Below are 20,798 nucleotides of genomic sequence, written 5' to 3' on the forward strand. Positions count from 1 at the left end.
AATGAGCAGGAAACGGCGAAGGGCCGCTCATCCGTGGGGATGGGCGGCCCTTCGTGTCGCGGGGACGGGAACCGTTAGGCGAAGGCCTCGGGCGGCGGGCACGCGCACACGAGGTTGCGGTCGCCGAACGCCTGGTCGATGCGTCGAACCGGCGGCCAGTACTTGCCGCGGATGAGCGTGGACACGGGGTAGACGGCATCCTCACGCGTGTAGGCGTGCTCCCACTCGCCCTCGATGACCGAACGCGCGGTGTGCGGGGCGTTGACGAGGGGGTTGTCGTCGGCCGGCCACTCCCCCGCGGCGACCTTGTCGGCCTCCTGCTTGATGGCGATCATGGCGTCGATGAAGCGATCGATCTCGGCCAGGTCTTCGCTCTCGGTGGGCTCGACCATGAGCGTGCCCGCGACGGGGAACGACATGGTGGGCGCGTGGAAGCCGTAGTCGACGAGGCGCTTGGCCACATCGTCGTTGCTGATGCCCGTTGCCTCTTTGAGCGGGCGCAGGTCGAGGATGCATTCGTGCGCCACGAGACCCGCGTCACCCGCGTAGAGCACCGGATAGTGCGGGGCCAGGCGCGCGGCGACGTAGTTGGCGGCGAGGACCGCGGCCCCCGTCGCCTGAGTCAGGCCCTCGAGGCCCATCATGCGCACGTAGGCCCACGAGATCGGCAGGATGCTCGACGAGCCGAAGGGCGCGGCCGAGACCGCTCCCCCCTCGTGCGCGTAGCCCGAGTGCTCGTTGCGCTGCGCGAACGGGTGGCCCGGCAGGAACGGAGCGAGGTGCGCCTTGGCCGCGACCGGACCGACACCAGGGCCGCCGCCGCCGTGCGGGATGCAGAACGTTTTGTGCAGGTTGAGGTGCGAGACGTCTCCGCCGAACGATCCGAACTTGGCATAGCCGAGCAGGGCGTTGAGGTTGGCGCCGTCGACGTAGACCTGGCCGCCCGCGTCGTGCACGGCATCCGTGATCGCCTGGATCTCGTGCTCGTAGACGCCGTGGGTGGACGGGTAGGTGACCATGAGCGCGGCCAACGTGTCGGCGTGCTCGGCGATCTTGGCGCGCAGGTCGTCGAGGTCGACGTTGCCGAGCTCGTCGCACGCAACGACGACCACGCGCATGCCCGCGAGAACGGCCGAGGCCGCGTTGGTGCCGTGCGCGCTCTGCGGGATGAGGCAGACCGTGCGGGCCTCGTCGCCGCGGGAGAGGTGGTAGCCGCGGATGGCGAGCAGGCCCGCCAATTCGCCCTGGCTGCCCGCGTTGGGCTGCAACGAGACCGTGTCGTAGCCCGTGAGCTCGGCGAGCCAGTCCTCGAGCTGCGCGATGAGCTTGAGGCTGCCCTCGACCTGGGCTTCGGGCGCGAAGGGGTGCAGACCCGCGAACTCGGGCCAGGAGACGGCTTCCATCTCGGTGGCCGCGTTGAGCTTCATGGTGCAGGAACCCAGCGGGATCATGCCGCGGTCGAGCGCGTAGTCGCGATCGGCCAGCGTCTTGAGGTAGCGCATCATGGCGGTCTCGGAGTGGTGCGCGTTGAAGACGTGGTGCGTGAGGAAGGGCGTGGCGCGGAGGAGGGCTTCGGGCACGCGGGCCGGGCACGGGACGAAGGCGAAGTACATCTCGCTGATGTCGCGCACGGCGCGGACCACGGCGAGCACGTCGTCGAGCGTTGTGGTCTCGTCAACCGAGACCTGCACGACCGTGTCGCTCGCCTTCCAGAGGTTGATGCCCCTCTCGCGGGCGCGTTCGATGACCCCGTCGGCTCCGTTGGGCACACGGATCTGGACCGTGTCGAAGAAGTCGGCGTGCACGGTCTCGAAGCCCTCGGCCTCGATCAGCGACGCGAGCGTGGCCGCCCACGTGCCGACCTCGTTCGCGATGCGCTTGATGCCGTCCGGGCCGTGGTAAACCGCATACATCCCGGCCATGACGGCCAGCAGAACCTGAGCGGTGCACACGTTGGAGGTGGCCTTCTCGCGGCGGATGTGCTGTTCGCGCGCCTGCAGGCTGAGGCGGTAGGCGGGGTGGCCGTCGGCATCCTTCGAGACACCGACGAGGCGGCCGGGCAGCTGGCGCTCGAGGCCCGAGCGCACCGCGAGGTAGCCCGCGTGGGGCCCGCCGAAGCCGAGCGGCACGCCGAAGCGCTGCGTGGTGCCCGCGGCGACGTCGGCGCCCATCTGGCCGGGCGACGTGATGAGGGCGAGGGCCAGCAGGTCGGCCGCGACGACCGTGAGGGCACCCGTGGCCTTGACGGCTGAGATGACCTCGGTCGGGTCCCAGATGAGGCCGGATGCGCCGGGGTACTGGATGAAGGCGCCGAACGCCTCGGGCAGGCTCTCGTCGCCCGCCGCACGCTCGTCGGATGCCAACCACGCGGGGAAGTCGACCTCGACGATCTCGATGCCCGTCGCCTCGGCGCGGCTGTCGAGCAGAGCGCGCGTCTGGGGCAGGGCATCCGCGTCGACCAGGAAGACGTTCGAGCGGGACTTGGAGGCGCGCCGCGTGAGCAGCATGCCCTCGACCACGGCCGTGCCCTCGTCGAGCATCGATGCGTTGGCCGTGTCGAGCCCCGTGAGGTCGGTGACCATGGTCTGGAAGTTGATGAGCGCCTCGAGCCGGCCCTGGCTGATCTCGGGCTGGTACGGCGTGTAGGCCGTGTACCACGACGGGTTCTCGAGCACGTTTCGCTTGATCACGGCGGGCGTGATGGTGTCGTAGTAGCCCAGGCCGATCATCGAGCGCGCGACCTGGTTCTGGTCGGCCAGCGCGCGCAGCTCGGCGAGCGCCTCACGTTCGGAGGCGGGCTTTCCGAGGATGTCGTTGAGCGGGCGTTCGCCCTCCGGCACCTGGATGGAGGCGGGCACGGCCGCGCGCACGAGGGCGTCGACGCTGTCGTAGCCGAGCACGTCGAGCATGTGCTTCTGCTCGGCGGAGCCCGTTCCGATGTGGCGGGTGCTGAAACGCTCCGCCATTACTCGCCGACCAATGCGCGGTACTCGTCGTAGCCGAGCAGGCCCTCGGGCAGGGCCTCGAAGCGCACCTTGATGAGCCAGCCGTCGCCGTAGGGATCGGTGTTGACGAGCTCGGGGGCGTCCACGACCTGGTCGTTGACCTCGGTGACGACACCGTCGACGGGCGCGAAGAGCTCGCCGACCGACTTGGTCGATTCGACCTCGCCGACGACCTTGCCGCTCGCCACGTCGCTGTCGACGTCGGGCAGGTCGACGAAGACGACGTCACCGAGCTTCTCGGCGGCGTAGTCGGTGATTCCCACGGTGGCGATGTCGCCCTCGACGAGAAGCCATTCGTGCTCGGGCGTGTACTTCAGGGCGGTCTTGTCGGCCATGGTCAGTTCTTCTTCCGTGAGTAAAAGGGCAGGTCGGTGACGGTGACGGGAATGCGGGTGCCGCGCACGTCGACGGCGAGTTGCGTGCCGGTGCGGGCCGATCGGGGGGCCACGTAGGCCATGGCGATGGGATGTCCGAGCGTCGGCGACAGGGCGCCCGACGTGATCTCGCCCACGGGTTCGGTGGGTTCGGCGCCATTCTCGGTCGCGGCGGCGAAGACGGAGTAGCCGGCACGCGGGGCACGACGCCCCTCGGCGACGAGCCCGACGAGGACGTGGGCCTCGGCATCCGGGCCCTCTTCGCTGGCGGCACGACCGACGAAGTCGCCGGGCTTCGAGAGGTCGACGACGCGACCGAGGCCAGCCTGCGCGGGGAATGCACCCTCGCCGAGCTCGTGGCCGTAGAGGGGCATGCCGGCTTCGAGGCGCAGGGTGTCGCGGCTGGCGAGACCCGCGGGCACGAGGCCGAGCGGGGTGCCCGCGTCGGTGAGCGCCTGCCAGAGGGCGGGGGCGACATCCGGGGCGACATAGATCTCGAAACCGTCTTCGCCCGTGTAACCCGTGCGCGCGATGAGCACGGGGTGCTGGTCGAACGTGCCCGCGACCGAGCGGTAGTAGCGCAGCTCGCCCAGGACGTCGAGCGAGTCGCGGCCGTCGCGGTCGCCGCCGTCGATCGCCAGGCCCTGCGTGACGCTCAGGATATCGAGCGACTTGGGGCCCTGCACGGCGACGAGGGCCATCTGGTCGGACTCGTCGAAGGTCTCGACGTCGAACGGGGCCGTGCGCGACTGCAATTCGCCGGCCACGCGGTGCGCGTTGGAGGCGTTGGCCACGACGAGGTAGCGGTCTTCGCCCGTGCGGTAGACGATGAGGTCGTCGATGACGCCGCCGTGACGCGCGAGGAGGAGCGAGTACTTGGCCTGGCCCACGGCGATGCGCGACAGCGTGCCGGCGAGGGCGTAGTCGAGGGCTTCTCCGGCTTCGGGGCCGAGGACGAGGATCTCGCCCATGTGGGACAGGTCGAAGAGGCCGGCGGCCGTACGCACGGCGTGGTGCTCGGCCAAGTCGCTCGAGTAGCGCACGGGCATCTGCCAGCCCGCGAAGTCGGTGAAGCTCGCGCCGAGCGCCTCGTGCACGGCGTGCAGCGGGCTGTAGCGGATGCCGTCGGCGTGCGCGTCTTGAGCGGCCAGCTCGTCGATCGACACGGCCGTCGGCACGGCGTCGGGCACATTGCCGACGTCGGTGCGTTCGCCCGTGGGCTGAGCGGCGGGGTTGTTGTCGTGGGACATCGGAGTTCTCCATTCACTGCATGCAGTGGCACGGCGCACGGGTGCGCGTTCTGCCCACACGCGTGTGCGGGCTGGGAACTCCCCCTCTGTCATGGGCCTGAGAGCTTCGCGCGACCAGCTCGTGGTCGTGCTTTCACCGTGGGCGAGGCTCGTGCGGCGACACCGGGGCGAATCCGTGGCGGATTCGCGGGCGCGTCGCGCGTCCTGCTTTTCAGAGTGGCCAGTTCGATGCGGTACAGAACCTGAGAGATTGGCGGGGAGGCTTGCTCCTTCGGTGCTCGGCGAACCGAGCTCTCCCGCATCGCGTGTGCGGCCCACTATTCAATTGACGGCTCTCAGCCTAGCGGGTGGCCGCGCGGCGCGAGCGGGGGTTTTGAAACGTCTTCGAAATACGGTGCGTTTCCTGTTTGAGTCATCCTGACTATAAGATGGCTCCAGCGAGTTCGGGTCACGGTGACTTTTACTCGGATGCACGAGCTACACCCCTTGACTGGAGCCCCCATGTGCCCTGACGACGATGCCGTCACGCTGGCCGTGTCGACCGTGATCTGCGCGCTCCGGCCCGATCCCGAGACGGGGGTGGCGGGCGTGTGGATTCCGCTGGTCCGTCGCATTCGCGAGCCCTATCTGGGGCTGTGGGCACTGCCGGGCGGGCCGTTGCAGAAAAGCGAGCCGCTCGAGACATCCGCGAGCCGCACGCTGGCCGAGACCACGGGGCTGACGCCGCAATACCTCGAGCAGCTTTATGCCTTCGGCGACCCCGACCGCTCCCCCGGCCCGCGCGTCGTATCGATCGTCTACTGGGCGCTCGTGAAGAACGACGAGGCCGAGCGCGCCGCCGAGAGCGAGAACGTGCGCTGGTTTGCGGCCGATCGGCTGCCCGAGCTGGCGTTCGACCACAACGAGATCGTCGAATACGCACTGTGGCGGCTGCGCAACAAGATGGGTTATAGCCGCATCGCGCACGCTTTCGTGGGAGAAACCTTCACGATTGCCCAGCTGCGCGAGGTGTACGAGGCCGTGCTCGGAAAGGCGCTCGATCCGGCGAACTTCCGGCGGCAGCTCGAGTCGTCGGGCACCATCGTCGCCACCGAGCACCGGCTCACGGGCACGCGGCATCGGCCGCCACGGCTGTATCGGTATGCGCCGCCTCCGACGTTCACGCCGAGCACCGCGTCGGGTGCGGATGACGACTCCTCCGCCGCGAAGCTTCCCCCAGGCGCGCAGCCCAGGCCCGCCGCGCTGTCGTCGCCTTCCTCGCCTTCCTCGCCTTCCTCGCCTTCCTCGCCTTCCCTTGCTCTTTCCCCCACGGAGACCCGCCCGGGTGTTCCGCCGCTCGAACCCGGAGATGCCTCGTGAACACCCCAGCGTCAACACTCGCCGCCTCGGTCGACTACACCATCCAGCTCATCGAGAAGGGCGCGCAGGACGGCGCCACGTGCACGCCCGACCTCGTGCAGGCGCCCTGGAACTTCGACGCCGGCGCACCCTCCTACGGCCCCGGCGCGTCGATGGGCGACGTCATCCCCGTGAACACTCCGCGCCAGGGCCAGCTGCCGCAGGTCTACCGCGACGCCTCGCCCGCCGAACTGCACGCGCGCATCATGCGGGCCAAGCAGATGCTGGGCGACAAACTCGTGATTCTCGGGCACTTCTACCAGCGGGACGAAGTCATCCAATATGCGGATTATGTGGGCGACTCGTTCCAACTCGCCAACGCCGCCAAGGCGCGACAGGATGCCGAGGCAATCGTCTTCTGCGGCGTGCACTTCATGGCCGAGACCGCCGACCTGCTCTCGCAGGAGAACCAGGCCGTCATCCTGCCGAACCTAGCGGCCGGCTGCTCGATGGCCGATATGGCGAACATCGACCAGGTCGAGGAGTGCTGGGAGCAGCTGATGGAGCTCTACGGCGAGCAGATCGACGAAGATGGTCGGGCTCAGATCATCCCCGTCACTTATATGAACTCGTCGGCCGCGCTCAAGGGATTCTGCGGGCGCAACGGCGGCATCGTGTGCACGTCGTCCAACGCCGAGACGGTGCTCGAGTGGGCGTTCGAGCGCGGCAAGCGCGTGCTGTTCTTCCCCGACCAGCACCTGGGGCGCAACACCGCCAAGGCCATGGGCGTTCCGCTCTCGCGCATGCCCATGTGGAACCCGAACCGCCCCCTCGGCGGCAACACGGCCGACGAGGTGCTCGACGCGCAGGTGCTGCTGTGGCACGGATTCTGCTCGGTGCACAAGCGCTTCACGGTGGCTCAGATCGAGCAGGCGCGCGCCGACTACCCCGATGTGCGCGTGATCGTGCACCCCGAATGCCCCATGCCCGTCGTCGACGCGGCCGACGAGTACGGCTCGACCGACTACATCACCAAGGCCATCGCGGCAGCGCCCGCCGGCAGCACCTTTGCCATCGGCACCGAGATCAACCTCGTGCAGCGGCTCGCGGCCGAGTATCCGCAGCACACCATCTTCTGCCTCGACAGCGTCGTGTGCCCATGCAGCACCATGTATCGCATCCACCCGGGTTATATGGCGTGGGTGCTCGATGGGCTGCTCGACGGGCAGGTCATCAACCAGATCACGGTGTCGGATGATGTGGCGGTGCCGGCGCGTGTGGCGCTCGAGCGGATGTTGGCGGCGAAGCCTCCCGTTGCGGGCGGGGGCGGCGCTGTCGAGGGTGCTGGTGATGCGGGTGCTGGGAGTAGTGCTTCCGCTCCCGCCTCGGACGCTGCTGCTACTGCCAAGTCGGATGTCGCGGCGCCCGAGGGTGCTGTGGACGTGACGAACCGGGGCTGATCGTGGACGGTGGAGAGCGCAGGCTCGTCGGCAGCTCGGCGGGTGCGCGGCCGCGCGAGGTTCTCGTCGTCGGGTCGGGCATCGCCGGGCTCGTGGCCGCCTTGAGCGCCGTGTCAGGGCCCGAGCCCGTGCGGTCGAACGTCACGATCGTGACCAAGGGCGCGATGGACGAGTCGAACACGCGGTATGCGCAGGGCGGTGTTGCGGCGGCATGGTTCCCGGATGATTCGGCAGCCGCGCATGCCTCCGACACCTTGCGTGCGGGGGCCGGTCTCGCGGATGCCGCGGCCGTCGATGTCTTGACCGGCGAAGGTGCGAGTGCGATCGACGCGCTCATCGGCTGGGGCGTGGAGTTCGACCGCGCCAGCGGTGAGGGCGACGGCGGCGAGTGCGGCAGCGGCGAGCGTGGTGACGGCGGCGGCGGCGGCCATCGTGAGGCAACGTATGCCCGCGGGCTCGAGGCGGCACACTCGGTGGCCCGCGTGCTGCACGCCGGCGGTGACCAGACGGGTGCCGAGATCGAGCGGGCACTTGTGGCGGCGGTGCGCGCGGCCGGGATCCGCGTCATCGAGAACGCCGTGCTCGTGGATGTCGTCGTGGACTCACGTTTTGAGGCGGACTCGCGCGTTGCCCGGGTCGCCGGGGTCTCGATCCTGCGCGAGTCGACACAAACGGACAACGGCTTCGGCTCGCTCGAGTTCTTGCCAGCCGACGACGTTGTGATGGCGACGGGCGGAGCCGGTCAACTGTTTGCCCACACGACCAACCCCGGCGTCGCGACGGGCGACGGCGTGGCCGCGGCGTGGCGCGCCGGAGCCGAGGTTGCCGACCTGGAATTCGTGCAATTCCATCCGACGACGCTCGATGCGCCCGGAAACTTCCTCATCTCTGAGGCGGTGCGCGGCGAAGGGGCCGTCCTGCTCGGCGCGGACGGCGACCGGTTCATGACGCGCGTGCACGACGACGCCGAGCTGGCGCCCCGCGACATCGTGGCCCGGGCGATCGCCGCGCAGATGGCCCGGCAGGGTGGCGCACCGGTTCTGCTCGACGCGACTGCCCTGGGCGCCGAGTTCCTCGCCCGACGCTTCCCCGGCATCGACCGCGCCACGCGCGCGCTCGGCTTCGACTGGGCTCAGCAGCCCCTGCCGATCACGCCGGCCGCGCACTACTCCATGGGCGGAATCGTCACCGACCTCGACGGGCGCACGAACGTGCCCGGGCTGTGGGCGGTCGGCGAGGCGGCCCGCACGGGTGTGCACGGCGCGAACCGTCTCGCTTCCAACTCGTTGCTCGAAGGCGCGGTCTTCGGCATGCGGGTTGGGCGGATGCTGGGTGAGCCCGTCGCGGGACCGGTGGCCTCCCCGCGAGCGTCCGAAGCGACGACTCGTGCCGCCGGACAACCCGCAGTGCCCGCGCAGGACCGCGCAGATAACGGTGTCGCGGTGATCGACCAGGCAGCTGCGTTCGACAAGCCCACGATTTTCGACCGCGCCGCACTGCAACAGATCATGTGGGAGCGGGTAGGACTGTTGCGCGACGAAGCCGGTTTGCTCGCGGCATCCACAGAGCTCGATCGGATGATCGCACCCGCCGCCCTCGACCGGCGCAGCGTCGAAGACCGTAATCTGCTCGACCTGGCGCGGCTCACGGTCGCTGCCGCGCTCGCCCGCACCGAGTCGCGAGGGGCGCATTCGCGAAGCGACATCCCCGAGACCCGACCCGGGCTGGCGCGACCCCTCGTGTCGGCCGCGCGGCCTTCGGCAACCGCTGCCGCGCCCGCCGCCACCGACCGGTTCGACTCACGGGTGCCGGCCGGCCAGCGCGACATCATCCATTCCATCGAACCGTCCGATCCCGGCGAGCGCTCCGACCCGAGTGAACGCACCGAGCCGCACGACCGCTCCGACCCGCGCGACACCTCCGACACAGAAAAGACCTCAGCATGCTGACCGCCCGCACCATCGACCGTGTCGTCCTCCTGGCCCTCGACGAGGATGCGCCGTTCGGCGACCTCACCTCCGAGGCGCTCATCCCGGCGAGCGCCACCGCGACGGCCGCCCTCGTCGCGCGCGAACCGGGTGTGTTCGCGGGCGGCGCCGTGTTCGAGGCCGCCTTCCGTCTGACCGATCCGGCCGTCACCGTAACGCTGCTCGCGGCCGACGGCGACCGGTTCGAGCCCGGCGACACGCTCGCCCGCGTGCACGGGCCCGCGCGCGGCGTGCTGCAGGCCGAACGCATCGGACTGAACTTCACCCAGCGGATGAGCGGCATCGCCACCCTCACGGCGCGGTTCGCCGACGCCATCCGCGGCACGGGTGCCCGCATCGTCGACACGCGCAAGACCACGCCCGGCCTGCGCGCCTTCGAACGCCACGCCGTGCGCTCGGGCGGCGGCCACAACCACCGATTCTCGCTGTCGGACGCGGTCATGGCGAAGGACAATCACCTCGCCGTGCTCACGGCCGACGGAACCGGCCTCACCGAAGCCCTCGCCGGCGTGCGCGACCGCCTTCCGCACACCACGCACATCGAGGTGGAGGTCGACCGTCTCGACCAGATCGAACCCGTGCTCGCGGCGGGCGTCGACACGATCATGCTCGACAACTTCACGCTCGACGACCTGCGCGAGGGCGTGCGTATGATCGCCGGCCGCGCCATCGTCGAGGCGAGCGGCAACGTGACCCTCGACACCGTGCGCGCGATCGCCGAAACGGGTGTCGACGTCATCTCGTCGGGCGCGCTCACCCACAGCGTGCGATCGCTCGACCTCGGGTTGGATGTCGAGCTGCACGTGGCCTCGGCATCCTGACCATGCTCTACCTCGACAATGCCGCCACCACGCCCGTGAGGCGCGATGTGCTCGAAGCGATGTGGCCCTTCCTGACGGCCGAGTTCGGCAACCCGTCGAGCCATCACACCGTGGGCGAGCGCGCCGCATCCGCTCTGGCCGATGCCCGCCGCACGGTGGCCGAGTGGTGGGGTGTGCGAGCCAGTGAGGTCGTCTTCACCTCGGGCGGCACCGAGGCGGACAACCTCGCGGTCAAGGGCATCGTCCTCGCCCGCCGGCCGCGGGGCGCGCACATCGTGTCGACGCGCATCGAACATGAGGCCGTGCTCGAATCCCTGCACTACCTCGAGCGCTTCCACGACGCCCACGTCACCTACGTCGACACCGACGACACGGGCCTCGTCACGCCCGAGGCCCTCGCCGCAGTGCTGCGCGACGACACCACGCTGGTGAGCATCATGCTGGCCAACAACGAGATCGGCACGGTCCAGGATGTCGCGAGCCTCGCTCAGGTCGCACACGGCGTCGGGGCAGCTTTTCACACCGACGCGGTCCAGGCCGCCGGATGGCTCGACCTCAACGTCGCAGCGCTCGGCGTCGACGCCCTGAGCGTGTCGGGCCACAAACTCGGTGCTCCGAAGGGCATCGGGGCCGCCTACGTGCGCGCCCGCGTGGGTGTCGAACCCGTCCTGCACGGCGGCGGCCAGGAGCGCGGCTGGCGCAGCGGCACCGAGAACGTGGCGGGGGCCGTGGGCATGGCGGCGGCGGTGCGGGCCGCCGAAAGCGAGCGGGTCTCAGCATCCGCTCGGGTCACCGCCGTACGCGACCGCTTCATCGCCGAGGTCCTGCGCCAGGTGCCGGGCGCCCTCCTGACGGGCCACCCCACGCGGCGCCTGCCGACCATCGCGTCCTTCTGCTTCCCGGGAACCTCGGGCGAGGCTGTGCTTCTCGAACTCGAACAACGCGGCGTCGTGTCATCCAGCGGCTCGGCCTGCGCCGCCGGCAGCGACGAACCCTCACATGTGCTGACAGCCATCGGCATCGACCCGGCCATCGCCCAGACCGCCGTGCGCTTCAGCCTGGCGAGCACCACCACCGACGAGAACATGGCGCATGTCGCAACCGCCCTCGCCGCGTCGGTCGCGACGGTCTCGGGCCTCGGCTCGGCCTGACGGGCAACCCCGGTTCGCCTCGCGCCTCGGCTCGGTGCGACGAGCAACCCCGGTTCGCGAGTGCCCGCTCGTGTGAGTCAGAGCCCTCTCTTCGTTCCGCTCGATGAACGGGCACCCCTGCCCATCGAGCGCGGAACGCGGGGCCGATAACCTGAGCCCATGACGGACAGTTGGAACAACCAATACGAGGCCTTTTCCACATCCGCTGACCCGCTGACACCGCTTCGACCTGCGCAGCCGACCGGCCCGGCCAGCCCGGCCCTGACAGCCCTCCCGCTCCACCGGTGGCGTCTCGTCAACCTCTACCTGCTCGGCATCCCGCTCATCATGCCGATAGCCCTCTTCGCGTCCTTCGTGTCCGGTCGCCGGGCAGAAAACCGCGGACGCACACCCTTGCCGTTCGAGGTGTCGTTGCTGATCACAGCCATCCTCGTCGTGCTGATCATCGTCGTCCTCTACATCGACCAGGTGCGAGCCGCACGACGGTGGCGATTGCTGCGTGAGCATTTCTCGGATGCCCTGCTTATCGAGGTCGACGTCCCCAAACACACCCGCGCACACGTGAGGATGCTTCGAGCCGCCCACTACCGCATGCGACCACATGCCGTCCTCATGGTCGGCCCCCACGGCATCGGCATCTTCGGAGACCCCAACCCGCTGCGTCCCGATCTCGCGCTGCGCTGGGACAACGTCGGACGCGTCGCCACCACCGCGAGCCCCCGCACGGTGTGGATCATCATCGAGACGCGCAACCCCGAGAATCCGACGGAGAACGGCGTGCTCATCGACCTCAAGATGAGCCCGTTCCACGCGGCGACGCTCCTCTCCTATGTCAAGACGGAGCCACAACTCGCGCAGACGCTCGCCCAGGTCCCCGCATGGCGCGACCGCCTCCACACCGGAGTGTGAACCCGCTGGCAACCCCTTTTCGTCGGTCGGGCCCGTCGCTACGGTGGAACCATGACTGACGCACCGGAACACCACAACCCGAAAGACGCCGACCACGACCTCGAAGAGGAGCTCGAGCTCGCTCCCGAGGAGAAGAGCGACTGGCTGCCCGAGGCCGAGCCCACCGACGGCCCCGCCCCCTCGGTCTGAGTTTCGCTCACGAACGAAGAGGCCCACCACCGCATGCGCGGGGTGGGCCTCTTCGTTGTGAATGTGGGTTTGTTGTCGGGGTTCTACGAGCCTGGAGCCGGCTCTGACGCGCAAGCATTTCGGCCTGAAGCCTGCCCTGACGCGAAGGTGCGTATGACTTGGGGCTTTCTAGGCGTCGCTGCCTCGACCGGCCCGAGGCGCGGCGCTCGAAGTCCCGGTTGAGGCCCCGCGATCATTCCTGCAGCGCCTCACAGTAACCGTGAACCACACGGCCACCAACACCACGGTCAGGCCGAGAACTCCGGCGGATATGAGGTACCCCATCGTTGCAACCATCGGACTAACCTAGAAGGAGCCGCTGGAGAGCGCAAGGCAACCCGTTCTTGCGACCGCCGCCTGCACCTCTCCTCCTCGCGCTCACCCCACCCCTCTCGCTCGGAAGCCTCATGACCTCCTCCCCCACACCGACTCCCCCGACATCCGAATTCGACGAGCGCGTCGACGCGTTCTGGCGGGACTTCGACGAGACGCGCGGCGACGACCTGGTCGACGAAATGCAAGTGATCGTCGACAAATCGGTGGGCGCCACGGCATCCGCTGCTCTCTATGAGCTGGCCTCGGTTCACGATGCGCTCGGGCAAGAGGATGACGCGATCCCTCTCTATGAGTCGGCGCTCGCCTCGGGCCTCGACGCCGCACGCTACCCGCAAGCCGTCGTGCAACTGGCGAGCACCTATCGCAACGTCGGCCGCCTGGATGATTCGGTCGCCCTCCTCGGAACGCTCGACCTCTCCGACCCCGCCGTCACCGACATCGTGGGAATCGCGCCGGTCGCCTTCCTCGCGCTCTCGCTGCACGACGCTGGCCGCCCGACCGAGGCCCTCGCCCAGCTGCTGGCGGCGGTCGCGCCGACGCTGCCGCTCTACACGCGCTCGATCACGAACTACGCCGCGGCACTCGAGCCGCCGCGCAACTCCTAGCCCGCGCATCCGCTCGACGCCACCGTTTCGGGCGTGTCGCGCGGCCCACGCAGAACTCTCGCAGCCGCCGCTTACCCCGCGTTCACGCAACGTTTGGACAGCTATAAGTTGCTCCCCAGCCGCCTGCAACCTCCGATTCCTATCGTTGTTCTCAGTTGAGACGGGATGATTCGCTCTCCCGGTCAGCTACATCACACCCAGCAAGTCCCCGTCGGCCCGAGGCCACGGGGACTTCGCCATTAACGCCCGCCGACCGCCGACCGCTCTAGAGTGCGACCCGTTCGACCAGGATGAGCAGCAGGAACGACCCCAATCCCACGACGGCGATCGCGGCCATCAGTGCTGCCAGGATCTTGTTCCGTAGCCCGACGCTCTTCACGGTGCCCGCCACCACGAGCATCCCGAGGTAGAGCGCAACCGTCACCCCGATCGCCGCCGCCGGAACCGCGACCTGGATGTCGAGCGCCAACACCAGCAAGACGACGACCACCAGCGCCAGCAGTCCGCCGGGAACGAGCCACTGCCGCCGTCGCCCCCGCCGCAGCGCGTTCTGGTTGCGCACCAGGGTCGGGTCGTTCCGTCGTGCGTCGGCGTGCATCATCCGAACCTCCTCCGTCGTCGAATAGCCACCGTAAACAGCGAGCCGCGCTCACGCGAGAGGATTGACAGCTCGCGGTGGGCTTGCCCGCCTCCCCTCGTGCCCGCCTCCCCTCGTGCCCGCCTCCCCTCGTGCCCGCCTCCCCTCTCCCCTCGGGCCCGCCTCCCTGGGCGAGCTCTGTGTTAGCTAAGCTGGAAGGCTGGCCTCTTTCGGTCGCACCCGCCCACGACGAATGGATGCCGCGCAATGACGCCCGCCGACACCACACCTTCCGCAACACCCGCCGATGACGGCTCTCTCGAGGCCACCTCTGACACAGCCCCGCCCGCTGACGCGCCCCTTCCTGCCCCGGACCGCGCCGCCGCCAACGCCTTCTGGGCCGACTATGCGGCAGCCCACCCGGACGTCGTCCGCGTCGCCCCCGACTACACGGTCGAGTCGTTCGGCGACTCCCCGCGCCTCGCCGACGCCCTGCTGCGCGAGGTGACCCACGGAGCGAAACGCGCCACCGCCGAACTCGCGACCGCCTACCACGCCGACGGCGACCAGCTGCCGCGCATCGGCTCGCACTGGATCGCGTGCGACGGCCGCGGCCATCCCGCCATCATCATGCGCAGCACCGAACTGCGCCTCGCCACCTTCAACGAGGTCGACGAGGCGTTCGCCTACGACGAGGGCGAAGACGACCGCACCCTCGCCAGTTGGCGCCGCGAACACCGCCGCTACTGGGAGCGCACGTGCGCGGCCCGCGGCGTCGAGTGGTCGGAAGACGACGAGATCGTCCTCGAACGCTTCCGCGTGGTCTGGCCGCCGGAGTTCGCTGACTAGCGCGCGGCAACCGCGCTCACGCTCCCGTGTATGAAAAAAGCGCTCCCTCTCACCGGGGGCGGCTGAGAGGGAGCGCTGCGTCTAATCATCATCATTGTGGCGGGCCGCGGTTCGCCCGCCAACACCCCAGTACAAGGGTCGCGTTTCTCCAGGCCTGAGTACTGACGCAGCGCCATCGTCCGAGGTGGTTAGGCTTGCCGGATGGCAACGGTTCTTCTCGTGCGGCACGGCCGCACCACAGCAAATGCCGCTGGGATTCTGGCCGGGAGGGCCGCGGGCGTCGGTCTCGACCAGATCGGCCGCGACCAAGCCGCTCTGACCGGTGAGCGGCTCGCGGCCGTTCCACTGGTCGCGGTGGTGGCAAGCCCTCTCGAGCGTTGTCAGCAGACTGCCGAGTACATCCTTGACCACCAGGCGGGCACACCGCATACCTCGGTTGATCTCGATCTCACCGAGTGCGACTACGGGCAGTGGCAGGGCCGCACGCTCTCCGAGCTCGCGACCGAAGACCTGTGGTCGGTGGTGCAATCGCAACCATCCGCGGTCATCTTTCCCGGTGGTGAATCCATGGCCGCGATGCAGGCCCGGTCGGTGGCAGCCATCCGCCGGCACGATGCAGCCGTAGAAGCCGAGCACGGGCCTGAGGCCGTGTGGGCCGCGGTCAGCCACGGCGACATCATCAAGTCGATTCTCGCCGACGCGCTCGGCATGCACCTCGACCTGTTCCAACGCATCAACGTGTGGCCGGCATCCGTATCAATCGTGCGCTACGGCGCCGGCCGGCCGAGCGTCCACGCGACCAACACAGAGGCGGGTGACCTGTCGTGGCTGGCGAAGGGCATCCGCTCCGGCGATGCAGCGGTCGGTGGTGGCCCCGGGCACGGCGCGCCGTCGACGAGAGACGCTTAGGCTACTGACATGCCTCTACGTGTTCACGAGTTCGATTGGCCCGACCGAGCCGTCATCGGCACCGTCGGCCCTCCCGGGGCTCGCACCTTCTACCTGCAGGTGCGCTCGGGAACGCGACTGATGTGCGTCGCCCTCGAGAAGCAGCAGTCGGCCCTGCTCGCGGACATGATCGACGAGATCCTCGACCAGCTCATCACCGTCGAAGGCAACCCGTTCAGCGTGCCCGCTGGCACTCCCCCGGAACTCGTCGACAACGATCAGCTCGATCCCGTCGAGGAGCAGTTCCGCACCGGCGCCATCAACCTCGGTTGGGACCCGACGACCGCACAGGTCGTCATCGAGGCCTACCCGCTCGCCGACGACGATGCAGTGTTTGACGACGCCGTCCGGATGCTTGCCGAGGACAGCACTCCCGAGGCCGAAATGCTCGTGCTGCGGATGCCCGTGGGCACCGCCCGCGCATTCGCCAACCGCACCCGGGAGATCGTGGGCGCCGGGCGCCCGGCGTGCCCGATATGCGGCTATCCGGTGGACCCCGACGGTCACATCTGCACGCTTCCCGAGGACTGATGTCGACCACAGACCTGATGACCACCGAGCTGAGGATCGTTGGCCGCATCAGGACGGCGTCCAACGCCACGTTCCTCGGGAGCATCGGCGACGTCAGCGTCGTCTACAAGCCCATAGCCGGGGAGAGTCCGCTGTGGGACTTCCCCGACGGCTGCCTGGCGCACCGGGAGGTGGCCGCCTACCTGGTCTCGCAGGCCCTCGGCTGGGATGTCGTGCCGCACACCTGGCTGCGCGACGGCCCCCTCGGCGAAGGCATGGTTCAGCTCTGGCAGGAAACGGATGCCGACCACACCGCCGTCGACCTCATCGGGGCCGAGCAAGAGCCGGAGTTCGGCTGGAAGCGCGTTCTCGAGGGGGTCGACGAGGACGGCCAGACGGTCATCCTCGTTCATGAAGACACCGCGGCGCTGCGGCGCATGGCCGTGTTCGACCTGGTGGTCAACAACGCCGACCGCAAAGGCGACCACATCCTCGCCCTGCCGGACGGCCACCGGCACGGCGTCGATCACGGGCTGACCTTCCACCGCGACTACAAGTTGCGCACGGTTCTCTGGGGCTGGCTCGGAGATGCTCTCACGGCCGACGAGCTCGCAGGCGTCGATCGCATCAGCGCAGGGTTACAGGGGGCCCTGGGGGACGACCTCGCGGACCTGCTCAGCGCCCCAGAGATTTCCGCGCTCGCCGCTCGGTGCTCCGCGGTGCGCGCGGCAGGGCGGTTTCCTGCTCCCCTCGGCGGGATGCCGGCGGTTCCCTGGCCGCTGTTCTGACGTGGCGCGTCTCGCTTGCCGAGGCGAGCGTCGAACGCTCGGCCGCTCGGCCGCTAGCCGATTCGTGGGCGCTATGGTCTATTCGTCGAAAGGCCGCGGAGGCCCCTGCTTGGTGGAGTAGGAAGACCATTCGCCGGTCTTCTCATACCAGCGCACTGTTTTGTAGTGGTCGCCGAGCGCACGGCGAACAGCCGCTCGAACCACGACAAACAAGATCCAAAAGAACAGTGCCGTCCAGCCTGCAATCCACAGCAAACTCGACCCGTCGAAATATGTGTCCATCGTTCCCCCCAAAGCGTCCAATAACTCCGCTCAATGTAGCCGAGAAAACGATCTCTGATTCAGCAAAAGCACCACCGATCCCCTTCGCGGGTCCGCAGGGGCCCGCCGGGGCCCGAGGTAGCCGTTGACGACGCACGGGCGGCTCACCGTTCCCCGCCAACACGCGAATGTGAGGGTGATTCGTCGAAGTCGAAAAGCTAGGCAGCCACCTGCGGAAGCAGGTTGATCTTATCTAGGCCTTCAAGACGTTCCTTCGCCACGACGAGATCGAAGTGGCTCTGCAGATTGAGCCAGAACTCGGGCGTCGTGCCCAGCGCGCGCGACACGCGCAGTGCCGTGTCCGCTGAGATGCCCCGCTTCCCGTGGGCAATCTCGTTGATGCGACGGGGCGGAACATTGATCGCAACGGCAAGAGCGTTCTGCGTCGTACCCAGCGGGATTATGAACTCCTCGAGGAGGATCTCCCCAGGATGAATCGCGGTGCTCATCTTTCTCTCCTTCTGGTGCACTCCCACAAGAACCAAGCGAGCGATGTCAACACCCCGGTGGAACTGAGATGACGATGCTTCAGGTTTTGTGCCGGAGACCCGCGATCTAGACGTTGAAGCGGAACTCCACCACGTCGCCATCCTGCATGGTGTAATCCTTGCCTTCCATGCGGGCTTTGCCCTTGGAGCGGGCCTCGGCGACCGAGCCGGTTTCGACGAGGTCGTCGAAGGAGATGACCTCGGCCTTGATGAAGCCCTTTTCAAAGTCAGTGTGAATGACACCGGCGGCCTGAGGGGCCTTGGCGCCCTGCGGGATCGTCCAGGCGCGCGACTCTTTCGGGCCTGCCGTGAGGTAGGTCTGCAGGCCGAGTGTGGCGAAGCCGATGCGGGCGAGCTGGTCGAGGCCCGACTCGGTCTGGCCCGTGGACTCGAGCATTTCTGCGGCATCCGCCTCGTCGAGGTCGATGAGTTCGGATTCGAGTTTGGCGTCGAGGAAGACGGCCTTGGCGGGCGCGACGAGGGCGGCGAGTTCATCCAGTTTGGCGGCGTCTTGCAGGATGGGCTCGTCGACGTTGAAGACGTAGATGAAGGGCTTGGCAGTGAGGAGGCCGAGCTCGCGCACGGGGGCCAGGTCGATCGTGGACGACGAAAGGGGCTTTCCTGTGTCGAGGTATTCGCGGGCGGCCTTCGCCGTTTCGAGAACGATGGGCTCGAGCTTCTTGCCCTTGACCTCTTTTTCGAAGCGCGCCTCGGCCTTTTCGAGGGTCTGGAGGTCGGCGAGCACGAGCTCGGTGTTGATGGTCTCCATGTCGCTGGCCGGGTTGACCGCACCGTCGACGTGGACGACGTCGCTGTCGCTGAAGCCGCGCACGACCTGGGCGATGGCGTCGGCCTCGCGGATGTTCGCGAGGAACTGGTTGCCCAGGCCCTCACCTTCGCTAGCGCCGCGAACGATGCCGGCGATGTCGACGAACGACACGGTCGCGGGCATGATGCGCTCGGAGCCGAAGATCTCGGCGAGCTTGTCGAGGCGCGGGTCGGGCAGGTTCACCACACCGACGTTCGGCTCGATCGTGGCGAACGGGTAGTTCGCCGCGAGCACCGAGTTCTTGGTCAGCGCGTTGAAGAGGGTCGATTTGCCGACATTGGGAAGTCCGACGATTCCGATAGTGAGAGCCACGGGGGTCTATCGTACCGGTGATTGCCGCATGGCGTCCGCCGCCGTCGCCCGACGCGCGCCCACCTCCCCGCCGATGTCGGTGGTCGCTGCGATGCTTCACCCATGGACCCCCTCATCGCACTCATCCTCGGCCTGCTCGCGGGCGCCGTTCTCGGTGTCGTGCTGGGTCTCGTTCTCGCCACGGTTCTGGGCCGAAGCGGTGGGCGTTTTGGGGCCGGCGGTCGCTACGGCTCGGCCAGCGACGGCAGCATCGAGGCGGATGCCGCAGCCTCCGTCCTCGAGGCCCGCCACGCCGCCGAGATCCAGCGGGTGCTCACCGAGGAGTCCGAGCGGCGCGGAGCCTTGCGCGAGCAACTGGCTGCCGCGCAGGCGACGATGTCCGCGCTCGACGAGCAGTTGGGTGCGGCCCAGGAGCAGTATCGCGAGCTGGTCGAGCGCCACCGCGCCGAGCGGCTCGAGCAGGCCGAGAAGGAGCGGGCCGAGAGCCGGGTCCTGCAGGCCCTCGCGCCGGTCAACGAGACGCTGGCAGCCATGCAGCGCAAGGTGGCCGAGCTCGAAGAGCAACGCAGCGCGCAGCACGGGCAGATCAGCGAGCAGCTGCGCTCGGCTACCGAGTCGGAGGAGCGGCTGCGATCGACGGCAGAGACGCTCGCGTCGGCGTTGCGCGCCAACAACACGCGCGGGGTATGGGGCGAGACGCAGCTGCGCCGCGTGGTCGAGGCCGCCGGGCTGATCGAGCGCGTCGACTTCGACCTGCAGGCCAACATCGTCACCGACGCCGGGGCCGGTCGCCCCGACATGGTCGTGCACCTTCCCGGTGGCAAGAACATCGCGGTCGACGCCAAGGTTCCGTTCACCGCCTACCTCGAGGCCACGAGCATCCGCATGGATGCCTCGGCCGCCGAACAGGCACGCCGCCACACGCTCCTCGCGGCCCACGTGAAGGCCGTGCGCGAGCACATCGTCGCTCTCGGCAGCAAGACGTATTGGCAGGGGCTGCCCTCCTCCCCCGAACTCGTGATCGCGTTCATCCCGAGCGAGTCGCTCATCTCGTCGGCGCTCGAGAGCGATCCGTCGCTGCTCGAGTTCGCATTCTCGAAGCGGGTCGCGCTGGCCTCCCCTGTCACGCTGTGGTCGGTGTTGAAGACCGTCGCATTCAGTTGGCAGCAGGACGTGCTCACGGCCGAGGCGAAGCAGCTCTTCGACCTGTCGCGCGAACTGCACGGCCGGCTGGCCACGACCGCGACGCACATCGACAAACTGGGCCGCTCACTCGAACGCAGTGTGAAGGATTACAACGGGTTCGTCGGGTCTCTCGAACGTCAGGTGTTGCCGAGCGCGCGCAAACTCTCGGCGCTCGACGAAACGAAGATCATCCCGCAGCTCACAGTCATCGACGAGCCCACGCGCAAGGCGACCGCGTACGAGCTCATCGCGCACAGCACGGACGAGACCTCGGAGCTCTCGAAGGACGGAGATTTGGTCGTCGCACCCCGTGAGCATGACGGGCGCATCCCCGAAGACGTTCGGTCGCGGGCCGCTGACACGAACGATGACGACCCGGACTCTCGAATGAGCGAGCGGGTTGTCGATGACATGAATGCGCGGGCGGGCGAATAAGCCGCTGGCGGTAAGGGCCCTCGCCTCATGCTTCCGTGAGACGCGCATGCCTCATAACGCACCCGGTGATTCAGTGGGGGGCGAATGGCAA

General features: G+C 68.4%; 20 protein-coding genes and 1 riboswitch. Of the genes, 13 read left to right on the forward strand and 7 right to left on the reverse strand.

Annotated elements, in window-relative coordinates; all coding sequences use genetic code 11:
• Positions 1 to 74: 74 nt before the first annotated feature.
• Genes gcvP through gcvT form a run of 3 tightly spaced genes read right to left on the reverse strand, consistent with a single transcriptional unit; the run spans position 75 to position 4,629 of the window.
• Positions 75 to 2,966 (reverse strand): aminomethyl-transferring glycine dehydrogenase, encoded by a 2,892-nt coding sequence (gene gcvP, locus ALI44B_RS05085; RefSeq protein WP_077053579.1) that lies wholly within the window; start codon positions 2,964 to 2,966, stop codon positions 75 to 77.
• Positions 2,966 to 3,340 (reverse strand): glycine cleavage system protein GcvH, encoded by a 375-nt coding sequence (gene gcvH / locus ALI44B_RS05090; RefSeq protein WP_077053580.1) that lies wholly within the window; start codon positions 3,338 to 3,340, stop codon positions 2,966 to 2,968. Before gcvH ends, gcvP begins: the two co-directional genes overlap by 1 nt.
• Before the next feature lie 2 nt (positions 3,341 to 3,342).
• A complete protein-coding gene (gene gcvT, locus ALI44B_RS05095) occupies positions 3,343 to 4,629 on the reverse strand; it encodes a glycine cleavage system aminomethyltransferase GcvT (protein WP_083709540.1) in 1,287 nt (428 codons plus the stop codon).
• A gap of 221 nt (positions 4,630 to 4,850) precedes the next feature.
• Positions 4,851 to 4,938: riboswitch (glycine riboswitch) on the reverse strand.
• A gap of 192 nt (positions 4,939 to 5,130) precedes the next feature.
• Between gcvT and ALI44B_RS05100 the strand changes: the two genes are divergently transcribed.
• From ALI44B_RS05100 to ALI44B_RS05130, 8 genes are all read left to right on the forward strand, one after another.
• Positions 5,131 to 5,988, forward strand: coding sequence for an NUDIX hydrolase (locus ALI44B_RS05100; RefSeq protein ID WP_077053581.1), 858 nt, complete (start codon positions 5,131 to 5,133; stop codon positions 5,986 to 5,988).
• Positions 5,985 to 7,427, forward strand: a complete 1,443-nt coding sequence (nadA, locus tag ALI44B_RS05105) for a quinolinate synthase NadA (protein ID WP_083709541.1) — start codon at positions 5,985 to 5,987, stop codon at positions 7,425 to 7,427. The genes ALI44B_RS05100 and nadA overlap by 4 nt, the downstream gene beginning before the upstream one ends.
• A 2-nt stretch (positions 7,428 to 7,429) precedes the next feature.
• Positions 7,430 to 9,376 carry an L-aspartate oxidase gene (gene nadB / locus ALI44B_RS05110; protein ID WP_077053582.1) on the forward strand — a complete coding sequence of 649 codons (1,947 nt, stop codon included), beginning with the start codon at positions 7,430 to 7,432 and terminating at the stop codon, positions 9,374 to 9,376.
• Positions 9,370 to 10,236, forward strand: a complete 867-nt coding sequence (nadC, locus tag ALI44B_RS05115; RefSeq protein WP_077053583.1) for a carboxylating nicotinate-nucleotide diphosphorylase — start codon at positions 9,370 to 9,372, stop codon at positions 10,234 to 10,236. Before nadB ends, nadC begins: the two co-directional genes overlap by 7 nt.
• Before the next feature lie 2 nt (positions 10,237 to 10,238).
• On the forward strand, positions 10,239 to 11,387 hold the full coding sequence (locus tag ALI44B_RS05120; RefSeq protein ID WP_077053584.1) for a cysteine desulfurase family protein: 1,149 nt from the start codon (positions 10,239 to 10,241) through the stop codon (positions 11,385 to 11,387).
• 159 nt (positions 11,388 to 11,546) lie between these two features.
• Entirely contained in the window at positions 11,547 to 12,296 is a 750-nt protein-coding gene (locus ALI44B_RS05125; RefSeq protein WP_077053585.1) for a hypothetical protein, read from the forward strand.
• A gap of 51 nt (positions 12,297 to 12,347) precedes the next feature.
• Positions 12,348 to 12,485 carry a hypothetical protein gene (locus ALI44B_RS16090; RefSeq protein WP_179100206.1) on the forward strand — a complete coding sequence of 46 codons (138 nt, stop codon included), beginning with the start codon at positions 12,348 to 12,350 and terminating at the stop codon, positions 12,483 to 12,485.
• A gap of 446 nt (positions 12,486 to 12,931) precedes the next feature.
• Entirely contained in the window at positions 12,932 to 13,465 is a 534-nt protein-coding gene (locus tag ALI44B_RS05130) for a tetratricopeptide repeat protein (protein ID WP_077053586.1), read from the forward strand.
• 265 nt (positions 13,466 to 13,730) lie between these two features.
• Here ALI44B_RS05130 and ALI44B_RS05135 read toward each other — a convergent pair whose 3' ends face one another.
• On the reverse strand, positions 13,731 to 14,066 hold the full coding sequence (locus tag ALI44B_RS05135) for a hypothetical protein (RefSeq protein ID WP_077053587.1): 336 nt from the start codon (positions 14,064 to 14,066) through the stop codon (positions 13,731 to 13,733).
• A 243-nt stretch (positions 14,067 to 14,309) separates the two neighbouring features.
• Here ALI44B_RS05135 and ALI44B_RS05140 point away from each other — a divergent pair, with 243 nt between their 5' ends.
• The 4 genes from ALI44B_RS05140 to ALI44B_RS05155 all read left to right on the forward strand — a co-directional run bounded on the left by ALI44B_RS05140 (position 14,310) and on the right by ALI44B_RS05155 (position 17,137).
• Entirely contained in the window at positions 14,310 to 14,891 is a 582-nt protein-coding gene (locus ALI44B_RS05140; protein ID WP_083709542.1) for an ASCH domain-containing protein, read from the forward strand.
• Positions 14,892 to 15,092: 201 nt separating this feature from the next.
• The gene (locus ALI44B_RS05145; protein WP_077053588.1) at positions 15,093 to 15,800 is read left to right on the forward strand and encodes an MSMEG_4193 family putative phosphomutase; all 708 of its coding nucleotides are present in this window, start codon (positions 15,093 to 15,095) and stop codon (positions 15,798 to 15,800) included.
• A 9-nt stretch (positions 15,801 to 15,809) separates the two neighbouring features.
• Positions 15,810 to 16,370 (forward strand): DUF3090 domain-containing protein, encoded by a 561-nt coding sequence (locus ALI44B_RS05150; RefSeq protein ID WP_077053589.1) that lies wholly within the window; start codon positions 15,810 to 15,812, stop codon positions 16,368 to 16,370.
• Complete coding sequence (locus ALI44B_RS05155; protein WP_077053590.1) at positions 16,370 to 17,137, forward strand: SCO1664 family protein; 768 nt, start codon at positions 16,370 to 16,372, stop codon at positions 17,135 to 17,137. The genes ALI44B_RS05150 and ALI44B_RS05155 overlap by 1 nt, the downstream gene beginning before the upstream one ends.
• A gap of 78 nt (positions 17,138 to 17,215) precedes the next feature.
• On the opposite strand, the gene ALI44B_RS15820 is transcribed toward ALI44B_RS05155, so the two are convergent.
• From ALI44B_RS15820 to ychF, 3 genes are all read right to left on the reverse strand, one after another.
• Positions 17,216 to 17,419: a hypothetical protein gene (locus ALI44B_RS15820; RefSeq protein ID WP_143458989.1), complete on the reverse strand. Its 204-nt coding sequence runs from the start codon at positions 17,417 to 17,419 to the stop codon at positions 17,216 to 17,218.
• Between the two features lie 197 nt (positions 17,420 to 17,616).
• Positions 17,617 to 17,907, reverse strand: coding sequence for a HigA family addiction module antitoxin (locus ALI44B_RS05160; RefSeq protein WP_077053591.1), 291 nt, complete (start codon positions 17,905 to 17,907; stop codon positions 17,617 to 17,619).
• Between the two features lie 106 nt (positions 17,908 to 18,013).
• Entirely contained in the window at positions 18,014 to 19,087 is a 1,074-nt protein-coding gene (gene ychF, locus ALI44B_RS05165; protein WP_077053592.1) for a redox-regulated ATPase YchF, read from the reverse strand.
• Between the two features lie 102 nt (positions 19,088 to 19,189).
• Here ychF and ALI44B_RS15515 point away from each other — a divergent pair, with 102 nt between their 5' ends.
• A complete protein-coding gene (locus ALI44B_RS15515) occupies positions 19,190 to 20,707 on the forward strand; it encodes a DNA recombination protein RmuC (RefSeq protein WP_083709543.1) in 1,518 nt (505 codons plus the stop codon).
• Positions 20,708 to 20,798: the final 91 nt, after the last annotated feature.

The organism is Leifsonia sp. ALI-44-B (assembly GCF_001984125.1).
Classification (GTDB): domain Bacteria; phylum Actinomycetota; class Actinomycetes; order Actinomycetales; family Microbacteriaceae; genus Okibacterium.

Bases quoted from the DNA above. Each gene is read 5' to 3' on its own strand.
- ALI44B_RS05120 (WP_077053584.1), top strand. From the start codon at position 10,239: ATGCTCTACCTCGACAATGCCGCCACCACGCCCGTGAGGCGCGATGTG.
- ALI44B_RS05125 (WP_077053585.1), top strand. From the start codon at position 11,547: ATGACGGACAGTTGGAACAACCAATACGAGGCCTTTTCCACATCCGCT.
- ALI44B_RS05160 (WP_077053591.1), bottom strand. From the start codon at position 17,907: ATGAGCACCGCGATTCATCCTGGGGAGATCCTCCTCGAGGAGTTCATA.
- nadC (WP_077053583.1), top strand. From the start codon at position 9,370: ATGCTGACCGCCCGCACCATCGACCGTGTCGTCCTCCTGGCCCTCGAC.
- ALI44B_RS05100 (WP_077053581.1), top strand. From the start codon at position 5,131: ATGTGCCCTGACGACGATGCCGTCACGCTGGCCGTGTCGACCGTGATC.
- ALI44B_RS05130 (WP_077053586.1), top strand. From the start codon at position 12,932: ATGACCTCCTCCCCCACACCGACTCCCCCGACATCCGAATTCGACGAG.
- gcvP (WP_077053579.1), bottom strand. From the start codon at position 2,966: ATGGCGGAGCGTTTCAGCACCCGCCACATCGGAACGGGCTCCGCCGAG.
- gcvT (WP_083709540.1), bottom strand. From the start codon at position 4,629: ATGTCCCACGACAACAACCCCGCCGCTCAGCCCACGGGCGAACGCACC.
- ALI44B_RS05155 (WP_077053590.1), top strand. From the start codon at position 16,370: ATGTCGACCACAGACCTGATGACCACCGAGCTGAGGATCGTTGGCCGC.
- ALI44B_RS05150 (WP_077053589.1), top strand. From the start codon at position 15,810: ATGCCTCTACGTGTTCACGAGTTCGATTGGCCCGACCGAGCCGTCATC.
- ALI44B_RS05135 (WP_077053587.1), bottom strand. From the start codon at position 14,066: ATGATGCACGCCGACGCACGACGGAACGACCCGACCCTGGTGCGCAAC.
- ALI44B_RS15515 (WP_083709543.1), top strand. From the start codon at position 19,190: ATGGACCCCCTCATCGCACTCATCCTCGGCCTGCTCGCGGGCGCCGTT.
- ALI44B_RS05140 (WP_083709542.1), top strand. From the start codon at position 14,310: ATGACGCCCGCCGACACCACACCTTCCGCAACACCCGCCGATGACGGC.
- ALI44B_RS05145 (WP_077053588.1), top strand. From the start codon at position 15,093: ATGGCAACGGTTCTTCTCGTGCGGCACGGCCGCACCACAGCAAATGCC.
- ALI44B_RS16090 (WP_179100206.1), top strand. From the start codon at position 12,348: ATGACTGACGCACCGGAACACCACAACCCGAAAGACGCCGACCACGAC.
- gcvH (WP_077053580.1), bottom strand. From the start codon at position 3,340: ATGGCCGACAAGACCGCCCTGAAGTACACGCCCGAGCACGAATGGCTT.
- ALI44B_RS15820 (WP_143458989.1), bottom strand. From the start codon at position 17,419: ATGGACACATATTTCGACGGGTCGAGTTTGCTGTGGATTGCAGGCTGG.